Origin of the sequence: Roseivirga sp. UBA1976 (assembly GCF_002336325.1) — a bacterium.
Classification (GTDB): Bacteria; Bacteroidota; Bacteroidia; order Cytophagales; family Cyclobacteriaceae; genus Roseivirga; species Roseivirga thermotolerans.
The window spans coordinates 12,227-25,701 of sequence record NZ_DDDQ01000088.1 but is presented as its reverse complement, the minus strand read 5'-3'; the positions used below and the strand labels follow the sequence as shown (position 1 = coordinate 25,701).

Annotated in this window: 12 protein-coding genes; 3 read left to right on the top strand and 9 right to left on the bottom strand. The window is 46.0% G+C overall.

Going from position 1 to position 13,475, the window contains the following annotated elements:
- Position 1: 1 nt before the first annotated feature.
- Genes B3763_RS08485 through B3763_RS08455 form a run of 7 tightly spaced genes read right to left on the bottom strand, consistent with a single transcriptional unit; the run spans position 2 to position 7,190 of the window.
- Entirely contained in the window at positions 2–724 is a 723-nt protein-coding gene (locus B3763_RS08485; RefSeq protein WP_189629595.1) for a hypothetical protein, read from the bottom strand.
- Positions 714–1,001 (bottom strand): hypothetical protein, encoded by a 288-nt coding sequence (locus tag B3763_RS08480; RefSeq protein WP_286745676.1) that lies wholly within the window; start codon positions 999–1,001, stop codon positions 714–716. Before B3763_RS08480 ends, B3763_RS08485 begins: the two co-directional genes overlap by 11 nt.
- 1 nt (position 1,002) lies before the next feature.
- Positions 1,003–1,149, bottom strand: a complete 147-nt coding sequence (locus tag B3763_RS08475) for a hypothetical protein (RefSeq protein ID WP_189629597.1) — start codon at positions 1,147–1,149, stop codon at positions 1,003–1,005.
- 9 nt (positions 1,150–1,158) lie between these two features.
- Complete coding sequence (locus B3763_RS08470) at positions 1,159–3,123, bottom strand: hypothetical protein (RefSeq protein WP_286745673.1); 1,965 nt, start codon at positions 3,121–3,123, stop codon at positions 1,159–1,161.
- Between the two features lie 2 nt (positions 3,124–3,125).
- Positions 3,126–4,166, bottom strand: a complete 1,041-nt coding sequence (locus tag B3763_RS08465) for a hypothetical protein (protein ID WP_189629599.1) — start codon at positions 4,164–4,166, stop codon at positions 3,126–3,128.
- 52 nt (positions 4,167–4,218) lie between these two features.
- Positions 4,219–5,889, bottom strand: a complete 1,671-nt coding sequence (locus B3763_RS08460; RefSeq protein WP_286745671.1) for a hypothetical protein — start codon at positions 5,887–5,889, stop codon at positions 4,219–4,221.
- Between the two features lie 8 nt (positions 5,890–5,897).
- Positions 5,898–7,190, bottom strand: coding sequence for a S8 family serine peptidase (locus tag B3763_RS08455; RefSeq protein WP_286745669.1), 1,293 nt, complete (start codon positions 7,188–7,190; stop codon positions 5,898–5,900).
- A 230-nt stretch (positions 7,191–7,420) separates the two neighbouring features.
- Here B3763_RS08455 and B3763_RS08450 point away from each other — a divergent pair, with 230 nt between their 5' ends.
- From B3763_RS08450 to B3763_RS08440, 3 genes are read left to right on the top strand one after another with little or no spacing between them, the layout of a single operon-like run.
- Positions 7,421–7,951, top strand: a complete 531-nt coding sequence (locus tag B3763_RS08450; RefSeq protein ID WP_189629601.1) for an RNA polymerase sigma factor — start codon at positions 7,421–7,423, stop codon at positions 7,949–7,951.
- Positions 7,952–8,704 carry a tetratricopeptide repeat protein gene (locus tag B3763_RS08445; protein WP_286745666.1) on the top strand — a complete coding sequence of 251 codons (753 nt, stop codon included), beginning with the start codon at positions 7,952–7,954 and terminating at the stop codon, positions 8,702–8,704.
- 26 nt (positions 8,705–8,730) lie between these two features.
- Complete coding sequence (locus tag B3763_RS08440; RefSeq protein WP_189629603.1) at positions 8,731–8,898, top strand: hypothetical protein; 168 nt, start codon at positions 8,731–8,733, stop codon at positions 8,896–8,898.
- Between the two features lie 5 nt (positions 8,899–8,903).
- On the opposite strand, the gene B3763_RS08435 is transcribed toward B3763_RS08440, so the two are convergent.
- Together B3763_RS08435 and B3763_RS08430 are read right to left on the bottom strand one after the other, a co-directional pair.
- On the bottom strand, positions 8,904–11,744 hold the full coding sequence (locus B3763_RS08435) for a CHAT domain-containing protein (protein ID WP_286745663.1): 2,841 nt from the start codon (positions 11,742–11,744) through the stop codon (positions 8,904–8,906).
- 31 nt (positions 11,745–11,775) lie between these two features.
- Positions 11,776–13,449 carry a glutamine--tRNA ligase/YqeY domain fusion protein gene (locus B3763_RS08430; protein WP_286745661.1) on the bottom strand — a complete coding sequence of 558 codons (1,674 nt, stop codon included), beginning with the start codon at positions 13,447–13,449 and terminating at the stop codon, positions 11,776–11,778.
- Positions 13,450–13,475: the final 26 nt, after the last annotated feature.

The following is a 13,475-nucleotide window of genomic DNA, read 5'->3' as shown; positions in this document are numbered from 1 at the left end:
ATTAGTTCTTTAAGTTCAGTGTGTACAATGCGTATGGGTCAAAGGCAATCATTACCTCATTGGCTTGGCTAAGTGTCTGGTCTTGAGGGATTATAACCCTAACCAGTTCTTCGGAGGCTTCCAGTACCTGTGCTTCCTTATTGTTTATTTTTACCACCGGGGTAAAGTCGCTGCTAAGAGCCAGGTATTCTCCGCGAATGTCTAGCAAGCGGTTGTTATTGGCCTGAGAGAGGGATACTTTTTGAATGCGCGGTGCGTGCTGATCTCTCCTGGATCTGTTAATGAGATTGGCCAGTTTGTTGTAGTTAATGGGTTTGCCGGTTTTTTTGAGAATCGGTTCGGTCTTCTTCAGATCGCCCACGCTGGTGATTCCTATTTTTCTAAGCTCTTTTTTGGTTTCCTGATCTATGTCTTCCACTTCTTCAATAGAAATGTCATTGGCACTGGGAGCCTTAGATGTTTCCCTCACCTGTCTGTCGGTAATAGAACCCAGCTGTAAGGAGACTTTGGAGGCTCCCTGCTGACCTGGTTTGGCGGTTAAGAAGCGGATGTCGTCACCATCGAATTCAGGAAAAATCTGTAGTTCCAGTTCAACATCTTTCACCGAATAGGTGAGTGGCTTGTTGAGTGCCTTTACCGCCAAAGTTTCGCGCACTTTGTCTAATTCTACAGTGAGCGTGTCAATGAAGGTTTCCAGTTTCCACGATTGATTGTTACTTCTCATCTTTTTCCAGGCTTATGTTTACTTTGAGTTGATGAAAAACAGGCATAAATGAGGTTTCTACAGTTTGTGTGGGTGGAGCACTACCTAATACCATCTCTCCACTTTCTGTCATTATCACATCCATTTCTATGGGAGTAGAAATGCTCATATTTTCCAGGTAGAGACTAAGGCCTTGTTCCTCATCGCGCAATTCTCCGGCTATGTCAATCATATCGCTGAAGAACCCGGAAACTGGGGCTAGGGCCTCATCAATCAATTGGTAGGACTCTTTTTCCATATTATTTGTGGCTTATGTTCACGGTCTTAATGGGCATGAGACTTACCTTTTCTTCGAACAATACCTTCATTCCATTAATCTGAATGCCCGATATGTTCATGTTTTGGCTCAGGCCCTGTTTTATGGGATATTTTGTTGGGTTTTTCATGTCAATGATTTATCGGTCTGAACTTACTCCTATAAAGTGCACCGCGGCAGGTAGCCCAAAGTGCACGGTTTCTTCGGTAAAGGCTGTCGGCTGGCCGTTGAGGTCGGCCTCAGCTGTCTTTTTCAATACAATCTCTCTGATTTGCAGTTCGGGAAATATCCAAAGTGCTAAAGTGTCTCCGGTTCTTCCTCTGAACTCCAGTTGTGTTCGGGCCGAAAAAGCAGACTGCCCTACAAAGTGGTCGCTGCTTAGAGCCTCCAGTTGATCTTGGGAAAGCGAAGGGTAATCGCTTACACGAGGCAATAGCTGGTTGAGCAATGTAATGCTTGCTTCAAAGCCACTAAGCAACTTGCCCTGTACGTTCCGCTCCTCTCCAAACTCTGCCGGGTTATTCCATTTTATCCGGGTTTGGTTCTGTGCATTCCTGCTGGTTTGGTTAGAAAGCTGATAAATGTACTTGGTGTCGAAAGTGACCTTTCGTGTAGAACCCTTAAGGTCGGCTTGCCATACTTTGTGCCAGAAGTCCCTGTGCTGGTTCACATCGTTTAGAGGAGCCGATGAGCCTACCACACCTCCCACGTGGCCAAACATATAGGCCGAAGTAAAGGTGACCAGGGTAGTTTTCTGAGTGCCTATTTTTTGTCCCTTACTGTTTTTCCAGACCAGCGAGAGGCAAAGCAGCAGGTCTTTGTTAGAAGGTACATCCAGCAGTTCATGGGCATCGAAAGAAATGGTGTCCAAAACTTCCCCATTTTGGAGGGTGGGCACTTTGAACTTCTTTTCTACAAACACCGTGAGTTTTTCAGGGTCTTTGATAATTACCTGCACAATGGTTTCGGGCAGGGTTTTGGGAGTACTCACCTGAATGGGCACCCTAATGGCAGCACCTTTGAGAAAGGCTTTGCTCTGAGACTTGCCCGATTCGGCTCTTTTGAGTTTAAAGTCGAAATCTACTGATCTGATCTGCTTAAACGGGATGGCCTTGGCATTACTTGCCAGCATCAGGCTCATTCCGGCCAGAATTCGTTCCACTGAGGGGTCGTCTACACCCGGGTTAAGTTTTTCCAGATGCTCCATATCTTGCTTGTCTAGCTTGGCCGTGCCATCGATTATGGTGTTCAGCATTTTATTAGGGCTTTCTATTATTGATTTCATTACCTCCGGAGAAAGCACCTTCTGGAGCATGGGAATCAGAGCAGCCAGTGCCGGAGCCACCTTGGCTTCGGAATATTGGCTTTGTGCCCTGGCGGTGGAAAGGTTGGGGAGTTTTTCGAGCACAGTTTTGACCAGGTTAAGAAATTCAGGATTCGTAAGGTCTATGGAAGCTCTCCCATTGCCTGCCTGGGCAGGAGCGGTTGCTGTAGCTCCACCGTTGAGTAGGCCTCCTCCGGCACCACCTAACAGGCTGCCTACAATATTGGCTATGCCCGATGCTCCTCCGGCACCCGATACCAATCCTTTGAGTATGGGGCCTGCAGCACTTATAACTCCCGGTATGGCTGCAATTAACCCTTGAATGAACATGGCATCGCTATATTGCTCTTCTTTTAGTGTAAGTGGTTTATGGTCTATGTTAATTGTATTCATGGTTTGTTGGTTTGAAAATCCTAACTCTGGCATGGTGAAATCTCCATCGTTTCCATTCAATGAAGACAGCATTCGAATGCTTATCAGGTCGGAGAAGGTTGCCCCCGTTTGTTTGCGATCGGCATAGCTAATTAGCTGCACATACGACTGCCTTTCCTGAAGGCGTTCGTTAGGCAATACTATCTTACCTCTTCCCAGGGCTTGCTCAGGTATGTTTTTGAGCGGGGTGGTGTAATAGACATTGTCTATAAACCTAAGCCCTGATCGCTTGGATCTTCGGGTTTCGCGCCCTACACCCAACTTGAAGAAGCGATTGGCTCCCAAGTCGAAGGTGAAGTGATGATTTCCTCCGAAGCTACCTTCATATTTTAGATAAGCCAGGGCCACAACTACTTAGGTGTTGGACTGGTTGGTGGAGCGGCCTGTTGCGAACCGTTGTTAGTAACGGGGCCGTACATCTGGGCAAAGTTATCTAACTGAAAGTGGTCGGTCTTAAACACAATTTCCACTTCACCCATAAGCTTGGCTTTGAGTTCGTCATTGGCCACACTTTTGGCCGAGCTCACGCTCATGTTGGTGTTTCTGGTACTGCTTGTGCTACCACCTCCGGCTCTGAAAATGCCAAACAAACCTCCACCAACACGGCTCGACTTGCCACTGGAGGTTGAGTTTTTATTAAGTGCTTTGTCTTGTTTTTGCACATTCCGGTTGGCCTTAAAGTCGAACACTACCCCGGCTTTTACCTTACCTTTTTCTACCACCAGGCGCGTAACCCCCATGAGTATCATTTCGCGCAAAGCGGTACGGTGTTCTTTGGCCATGGCTATTTTAGCCTCCATTATTTTGGCTTTTATCTGGTTGTCTCCCAGGTCTACAGGTTCACCGTTTGAGTTTGTTAGCACCGTCTTTTGTCCATCGCCACTATTGCCGCTGTCTGAGTCATCATCCAGGTCTTGAAAAGACATGCCGAATTCATCGCTGTTGTTTTCGGCCAGATAGGCAAAAGTGGTGGTATCATCAATTTTGTTGATGAACGAGGCCAAATCGGTTGTGGCCTGTTTCATCAGGCGGATGTAATCGTCTGTTTGCGACTTCATTACGTCCATGTTGGCATCGAAAACCGAACGCAGTAAGTCCCCTACAAAATCGGCAAAGTTAATGTCTTCCTGAAGGTCTTTGAAGGCATCCACTCCAGCCTCATAATTGGGGGCATGGCGACTGTCGTCAATGTTGTCGCTGGCTTTGGGCACATTGGCCATGGCGGTGGTTAAACCACTCTGGTGGGCCAGCTTGTCGTATTCTGCTTTTACGGTTTCTCTATAAATAGACTTCTGGTCTTTTATGGGCATGCTTCTGAAAGAAGGGGAGAGTGCCAGGGCATTGCGCGCCTTAGACCGGGCTATTTCCTTTAATTGTTCTTCTTGTGTCATCGTTGAAATGATTTAATGGTTTTTGAACATGAGTGAATGGTGGCCTCTGGGTTTAGAAGTCCCAATCATCATTATCCTCATCCAACATGTTGTCAATTTCTCTCTCGTTATAGCCATCATTGTCATCATTATCAATGAGTTGACTTTGAGATATGATGAAGTTCTCGGCAATGTGAAGGAATTCAACAAAGTTTTCTTCTGTAACAGAACCTTCATCGAAATCGGCTATCCAACGCAACAGCTTATTGCCTTCTATGGCAGCTCTTCTCAGGGCCGAAACGTTCGGAATAGAGTCAAACTCTGACTGGCTTACGCGCTCTATTACCTTCCACATGCTTTTCTGATAACCATAGCCCAGTTGGTCTACTACGGTTTGCTCACGCAGTATCTCAATGGCGCTTTGCAGGTGGGCGTACATTTCGCGGGTCATAGCTTTTACCATGCCGCTGGTACGAGTGGTAAGGTTATACTGGATGTCTTTAAGCGATTGGTAAACAGGGGTTTTTGAAATATAATCGGGGCTGTCGGCCGACTCATATTTTTCTATGTAGCGTACAACTTCTTCCATGAGCACCTCCCACAGTTGTGAGAACTCCTCGTTGGCCACCATGTTATCGAGCATTTCGGCATCGCCAATGTTGAGCACCTGTTTGTAGAACATGGCTCTTTCTTCCATAGTGGTGCGTTCTTCACGAAGCTTGTAGTAGCGATATAACTTTGAGGAGGTTTCTCCCTGTGGAATGTCCAGTCGGCCTTGAGTCCAGGCCAGAATAATGGCATCGGCAACTCTGAAAATACCCAGGTCATCGCCTAGTGTTTTAATGTAGAAAAGAGCCGCAGCGGCATAAATATTTTCTTTGTCTACTCCTTGTTCTTCAATCGTTTCAAAGGTATCTACCGAATAGTCCCACTCGCTGTCATAAGTGTTGGAATACAAATTACTTATGGGGTCTTCACCGTTCGAGCTTTTTTTAATGGCCTGAGCATAGGCGTAAAACAGAGCTTCATCGAATTTTTGAGAGGGGTTGTTAATGGCGTCCTGAGTGACCACCAGACCTACACTCATAAGGTAATTGGCCATTGATTTTTTGACTTCATCGGTGGCTTTGGAAGGGTCTACCTCAGGTTTGGGGCGAGAAAAGAAGGCTTCTATAAGATCAGGAATAAGGCCCAAATCGTCCAGTTCATCGATAAGTTTTAGGATGGGCGATTGAGTGGCATTAATGGAGGGGTTCTTCTTTATCACCTCCGTTAATAGGGCTTTGATGGAAACCGCTTGTTTGTCAATGTTGGCATCGTCCATCACATGCCTGATAACTTCGCTGAAGAACTCTACTTTCATGCGATTGGTCAGGGCCGATACTCTGGAGTATATACCCTGAGTATCGGTAATTCCTTCTTTGAGAATCACCTCATGAAGAATGGTTACATAGAGGCTTTCTTCGGCCAGCAGATACCGGAGGGTATTGTGTATACCGCTCTTATTGATTTTTTTACTCACTTCATCGATAGTGAGGGAGTAGCCCGCTTTAATAAGCTCTTGCCTCTTGGCTTGATGCTCCTTAGAGGCTTTCTCTTTAAGGATTTTGAGGGCATGTTTGCTGTGCTCATCTGCCGTTAGCCGGGGAGCTGCAATTCTAAAATCATTGGCTACCAGTTCCAGTAATTGGTAGTCTAAACCTACTGATTCTACGGTGCCGTTGTTTTCGTTTTTGGTTTTCATAATGTGTATCAGTTTAACTTATAATCCAGTAGCTTAAGGGCGTCAACAGGGTTGACGGCACCGAAGCCGGTTTTCATTTCTTTTAGTTTTCTTGTTTTTCGATCTGCCGTGAGCATTAGTAGTTTTTTAATGCTCGAGTCGGAGAGGGCTTTGTCTCGTTTTTTGGCATAAGACTTCATAAGCGCAATAAGTGCGGTTACAAAAGGAGCAGCCTGGCTGGTGCCGCTAGAGTAGGCATACTTATTTTCCAGGTAAGTGCTGTAAATATTGGTGCCCGGAGCCACAAAGGATATGTGGGCACCGTAGGTGGAGTAGGGGGCAATTTCACCGTTGGTATCTAAGGCACCAACGGCAATTACATAAGGATTAGCTCCGGGATAATACATTTGGTGCCTGCCGTCATTGCCGGCTGCAGCCACAATGGTTACCCCTTCGTCTTTGGCATAGTCGATTACCTCCTTGTGAGGGAGGCCGCCACCGGAATGTTTAATGCCCAGGCTCATGTTAATAATGTCGGCCTTGGCATCGATGGCGAATTTTAACCCAGCATTGATATTATCAACTATGCCGGCACCAACCACTGAGTCACCTTTCCTCATGGCCCCTAGTACTCTCACCGGAATAATTTTTGAGCGTGGCGAAAGCCCCATGGGCATATGAAGCCCGCGGGCAGCTATAATGCCGGTTACATGAGTGCCATGGCCAACCTCATCGCCCGGATCATTATCAAACCCTAAAAAATCGCCAACAAAGTCGCTTTGGCCATCTATAATGTCTACAAAGTCTTTTCCGTCTAAGAGGGCATGGCGCAGCTCCGGATGGGTAGCCGTAATGCCCGTGTCTAACACGGCCACTTTTATGGTGGGGTGGCCCTGGGTGAACCGATGGGCTTCTTTTATGATTTTTTCCTGCGCTCGCTGTGGAAACTGGTCGTTCAGTACTGAATGGGCTTCGTACTTTGGCAGCTCGGCCGATGCAATTTCAAATTTTCGAACATACTCTACTTCCGGAAGCAAGGCTATTTGGTCTACCAGGCTTTGGGGTATGCTGGCTTTGTTACGAAGAATGAGACGGTAGATTCGGTTGAGCCCATTCTTTACTTCTGTGGGCGACCATCCTGACTTTTTGGCCTTTTCATATTCATGGGTTACCCAAACGGGTACTTGGTTTTTCTCCAGTATGGAGTCTACATCGGCTGCAAGTGAAAATTGTGGAGAGGATTTATCATGAATAAGCTGTTGCCAGGAGCTGAACTGCCTGGAAACAGGTTTATGGAGCTTTATGATAAGGTGTTCTCTCATTTTAAGGTGCGTTTTCGAGAAACTTTAGCACCCTTAATGGGAGAAATAGAAAAAGGTAACCCAGGCAAAAGAAAAAAATTGAATTACCGTTCAAAGACGCCTGAGCGACTCAGGGGTGCCTTACTTTTTGTTAAGCATACAATTGTCTATTTTGAATGAGTTTTTGAGAAATCTTTCCATAGTGGAGGGTTACCTTTTTCACTATAAGATCATTAAAGGATAGCATTTGAATGGATAGCGGATCGCTGATTGACCGTATTAGGCGCGGAGACAATGCTGAATTGCAAAAGGTCTATGAAATGTACAGAGGTGAGTTTATGGTATGGGCCAACAAACACTTCGATCTTGATTTTGAAGAGTGCAAAGAGGCCTACCAGCTCAGCATGGTACAGTTCTATGAAAATGTGGTTTCGGGCAAGTTGCAGGTGTTTACCAGCGATCCCAAAACGTATATTTTCGGTATTGGGAAAAACAAAATCCGGGAGTTGCGCGAGCTTAGGTTAAAGCAGCCCGAAGCGGGCCGCTTTGAGGCAGAATCGACTGACGAACGATTGAGCAGAGAATCGCTGCTCAACAAGGTTGAACAGGCATTACATCAGTTAGGAGATCCCTGCCAGAAATTGCTGGAACTATACTACTATAAGAAAATGAGCCTGGCGGAGATTACGCTGGCGCTGGAATATAAAAACACTGATACGACCAAGAACTTGAAGTATAAGTGTTTGAACAGACTACGAAAATTATTTACCGGAGGGAATTAGATGGAGGAGAAGGAAAGAGACTTAGAGCGCATAGAACAATATTTGAACGACCAGTTGTCGGCAGAGGAACGGACTGAGGTAGAGCATCGACTGTCCGAAGACAAAGACTTTCTAGCTCTGAAGGAGGATTTTGTAGCACTGAAGGAGGGGATAGAGCAAGCAGGTAGAAATGCGCTGAGGCACACTATGGATTCTTGGGAAAAAGATCTTGGAAACCCTTTAGAAGAGCCGCAAGGTGAGCAGAGAAGTTTGGGGCCTTCGCTGATTATGCGCTGGGCTGCCGTTTTCCTGGTGGGAGTAGTAAGTGTTGTGGCCTGGTATTTTGGAGCAAACCAAAGCCATAAAAGACTGTACAATAATTATTTTGAGGTATATGCGAATGTGGTGCTTCCCAATACGCGTAGCAACGAAACACTTACTAAAGAAGAACAGGCCTTTTTGGCCTATGACAATGAAGACTATGAAAGAGCTGTGCAGCTCTTTAACCAAATACTAGAAGCAGAACAGAAAGAGTATGTGCTGTTTTATAGTGCTCAGGCTCATATGGTGTTGAACGAACATACCGAAGCCATAGAGCACTTGCAAGATGTACTCCGAAGGCAAGGTCTACTTGTAAGCCAAGCGCGATGGTATTTGGCACTTTGTTACTTACATACAAAAGAGACTGAAAAGGCAAAGGAACAGTTGAAGGTATTGGCAGAGGGTGATTCGTCTTATTCAGAAAGGGCAAATGAACTCCTACAAGAGATGTAATATTTTTTAACCAAAACCAATAAGCCATGAGTGAAACTGATAATGATGACAGCACAGACAACCGAGTACTTGAAGACCACAAGCCACCACCACCGCCTCCGCCAGTTTATTTTGGAGGGTACGCTGTTGGTGCTGCCTCTATAGTGTATATACTGTACACGCTTTGGCAGTGGATTGTTTGTGGTTGCGCTTAGCAATATCAAAGTCTGGGCTCAAGAATATTGTCCTTCTTGGCCCGGGCTTTTTTTAACACTACCATGCCTATTGTGGTCAGAGCAAGAGCAAGAGCCAGTAGCCAGTAAGTCCGGCTTTGTTGGGGTGCAGACTCAAAAGTTTGCCTGGCATTGCCCAGTTGAATGAATCCGGCCCAGTTGGCGGGGTGAGCACTTAGCTCATCGGCCCGGTTGAGGTATTGGAGTTTTGCCTGCCTGAGCGAGTTGCCCACAGGTTGGCCAGCAGCTATTTCCCTATAAAACTGTTTAAAAAGTTCTGCAGTAGCCCGGTCGGCTACTTTCCATAAAGACATAATAAGGTTGGGGTTATTGGCATAGCTAAAGCCCTTACTCAAACTAAGTACTCCTTCTCCTTTTTGCCATTTGCCCAGGCCGGTTTCACAGGCCGATAGAATAACCAGCTGAGAACGAATTCCTGATTCATATAGCTCATAAAGCTGAAGCCTGTTGTTTGTATTTTCCCCTTGGCTAAAATAGATACTTGAATACAAGGGAGTAAGAGTATCGGCCGAGGCATGAAGGGCCAAGTGCAGAATATTGTGGTCTGACTTTACCGACTGTAGCCATTCTGCTTTAGTAGCTGCTGGCCCTGTATAAAATCGACTGTTTTTAACCGACTCTTTAATGTATTGCAGCTCGGTTGTGGAGCCTTTTAAGGAGCTGAATTCCTGCGAAGCTGGTTCTCCAAAGGCAATGATTTTAGCAGGTTCGGTGGTGGTTTGCGCTCTTATTTGGCTCAACAATTGGGCAGCCGAAAATGCATAGGCAATTTCCTTTTGATGAATCAGGTAGTCGAGGCTTTTGTAGTTAATGGTTTTGTGGGATGGAAGCCGGGTAAGGAGTGCCTCGAAAGGAAGCTGGTTGAGGGCACCATCGGGAATGATGGTCAACTGTTGTGAAGAACCTTTGAGCCCTGAGGGCATTAGTTTGGTGTATAAAGCATAAGCTGAGTTGGTGAAAGTGCGAAAATCGACAGACTCTCTATTTGCGAAGAGCAGCCTGTGGTGTACCAGGTTCTGAAAATTATTTAGCTCCTGTGTGAACTGATGGTCTATGGGTTGGCGGCCAAACGCTCCTCGATTACCTGCTATGGCCAGGTAGTATACATAGTGTTGCCCCATAAAATACATGATGGTCTGGTTGTTTTCCATCTGCTTCGCATAATCATCTAGCGAAATGGCTTCACTACCGGCCAGGGCCTGATGGTAGGTTGGGTATTGCTCTTCTACAAGTAGTCTTATCTGCTCCAGGTCTTCGTTAATCTGCAGCAGTTGCCTTCTGCGGTTTATAATGAGAGAGTCGGGGCAGGCAGACACCTCGCAAGCTTGCAAACTGGCCGTAAGGCGTACCAGTTTGTCTCTTAGATCGCTTTCGGCCTGAAGAATGGAGTCACTTACCGCTATGAAGGCGTAGTTTTTGGCCCTACCAATAGATTCAAGGAGGTCTTGAGCCTTGCTGTCTTCCATATATGCCCAGGCTTTATTCCATACCTCTTCGGCCGGTAGGGAATCTTTACTTAAAAATAGGGCCTCTAAAGCCGATTCATAGTGGTTATGTGCATAACCCTGAAAAGCCAGTTTTGCTTGTTCTGTTACAAACTGTTCTCGCTGCCTGCCGGCAAAATCCAACAGACGGTCGTAGCTATCGAGAGCTTCTTTGAGCCAATGGTATTCCGAACTGGTTTTAAAAAGCTTCACTTTGCTGCGAGCAAGGTGACTCTGAACTCTGAAAAGAAAAGGATTGGGGGTTGAAACCTCGGAGAGAGAGACTGCCTCTCCCAACATTTCTTTGGTTTCCAGTTCAATGGCCAGGTTGTAGTGGCTTATGGCCTGGTGCAGGTGATTGTGGTCTTCATAGGCCCTGCCAATTTGGGCGTGAATCACTGCTTTTTCCCTGTTGCTATTGGAGTTGTTCAGTGCATTGTTGTAAAGCCTGTTTGCAGCTGTGGGCCGATTTTGTTTTACACGTAGATTGCCGTAAATAAGCCAACTACGAGCCGAAATGGGTTTTCCTTGTTGGAGATCAATGGTTTGCTGTAAAGCGTGTTCGGCTTCAGTAGTCCGATTCAAGTCCAGATAGGCCGTGGCCATATTGTTATAGTCTGTAACCAATTCAGCGGCTGTTTTGGATGAGGCAGGTGTAAGTTCAATCTTAGCCTGATAGGCTGCTATGGCTTTTTCATTTTGGTTTAGGGCGTTGTACAGATTGGCCATTACAGAATAGCTCAGGCTTCTAAAGCCATCGTTGTTTTCATTGTGTGCAATTTGCAGGGCTTTGTATGCATAGTTGAGCCCCATTTCATGGTCTTCAATTAACCGATAAGTAGTAGCCAGATTATAGGCATTGTAAAAAGAGGTTTGTGCATCGAAGCTTTCAGGGTGGTCTTCAATGCAATGGGCCTGCTGCCTGTAATTGAGGAGCGCCTTGCGATCGTCATACTTATAATACCTGTACAGATAGCCGAGCATAGCGTAGGTAGGAGCTAGCAAGGTGTCTGTTGCAGGTAGGTATTGTGAACGAATATGCAAGCTTTCCTCATAGGCTTCAATGGCATCGTCAATGCGGGAAAGATTAAAATACGAACGGGCTATTTTGGAAAGGAGGGATGCCCTGTCTGAATCGGATGAAGATAGGTTTTCTAATTGATGAAAAAGTGCCAGGGCTTCGGCCCATTGCTGAGCTTTATAGAGCGAATCGGCCTGTTCTTTTAATGAAAAATGCTTTTGAGTTGGCTGCCATGCAGTAAGCTCAAAAGCATTTAGAGTCATTAATAGAAGACAAAAAAAGACGGGTAGTCGAAGGGTCATTTCATGAGTGTTAGTCTCATGAATTTAACCATTAATTCTGTTTACCCCAGTTGTCTCTTAGTGTCACTGTACGGTTAAATACCAATTTGTTAGAAGAACTGTCTTTATCTACAATAAAGTATCCCTGACGCTCAAACTGAAACTGGTCCCCCGGCTTTGCGTGGGCCAATGATGCCTCCAGCTTGGCGTGCTCAATCACCTCCAGCGAGTTGGGGTTGAGGTGATTCAGGTAGTCGTCTTCTATAGTGTTCAGGTTCTCTGTTCTGAAAAGACGGTCGTAAAGCCTGATTTCTGCGTCAACGGCATGAGCCACAGATACCCAACCCAGGGTTCCTTTCACTTTTTTACCACTGGTGTCTTGTCCGCTTTTTGTTTCCGGATCATACTCACAGTAGATTTCTTCAATTTCTCCCGATTCGCTTTTTTTAAAGCCCGTACATTTCACAATGTAAGCATACTTCAGCCGAACCTCTCTGTCGGGGCCAAGGCGGAACCATTTTCGAGGCGATGGAGGGTCTTCCATAAAGTCGTCTCGTTCAATATAAATTTCGCGCGAAAATGGCATTTCACGAGTTCCTGCCGACTCATCTTCAGGGTTGTTTACGGCCTGAAGCATTTCTACTTTATCTTCCGGCCAGTTGGTAATCACCACTTTTAGCGGATTTTGAATACCAAAAACACGATTAGCTTTCTTATTCAGGTCTTCTCTTATAGAGTGTTCCAGTAAGGCAATGTCTGTTATGCCATCTCTCCGGGCTACTCCAACTTTTTTAATAAAGTTCTTAATGGAGTCCGGGGTGTAGCCTCTGCGTCTGTAACCACTTATGGTAGGCATTCGGGGGTCGTCCCAGCCGGAAACATGCCCTTCTTCTACCAACTGTAGCAGCTTACGTTTACTCACTACAGTATACCCCAGGTTTAGCCGGGCAAACTCGGTTTGTTGCGAAGGGAATATGCCCAGTTTCTCAATAAACCAGTCGTATAAAGGCCGGTGGTCACGAAACTCGAGGGTACAAAGGCTGTAGGTAATTTCTTCTATGGAGTCCGACTGCCCATGGGCAAAATCATAGGTAGGGTAAATGCACCACTGGTCGCCTGTGCGGTGGTGCTTCACCTTGCGTATGCGATACATAATAGGGTCGCGCATATGCATATTGGGCGAATTCATATCTACTTTGGCCCTAAGTACATGCGAGCCTTCTTCGAATTCACCATCGCGCATTTGTTTAAACAAGTCCAGGTTTTCCTCTACCGGTCGGTTTCGGAACGGGCTTTCAATCCCGGGGGTAGAAGGGTTGGTGCGACCGGCACTTATTTGTTCGGCTGTTTGCTCATCTACATAGGCAAGTCCTTTTTCAATGAGGGTTACGGCAAACGTGTAGAGTTGCTCAAAATAATCTGAAGCATAACGCGCCTTTCCGTTCCACTCATAACCAAGCCATTCGATATCGGCCTTAATCGCGTCTACATATTCGGTGCTTTCTTTTACCGGATTTGTATCGTCAAACCGAAGGTTGCAGGTGCCATTGTATTTTTCGGCCAGGCCAAAGTTTAGCACAATAGATTTGGCATGACCTATATGCAGGTAGCCATTGGGCTCAGGAGGAAAACGGGTATGCACGGCCTGTCGTTTGCCCGATTTCAAATCAGCCTCAATCATTTGCTCAATAAAGTTCAGGGATTCGTGCTTTTCGTTTTCGCTCATGGTCGTTTCAATTAGGCTGCAATTTT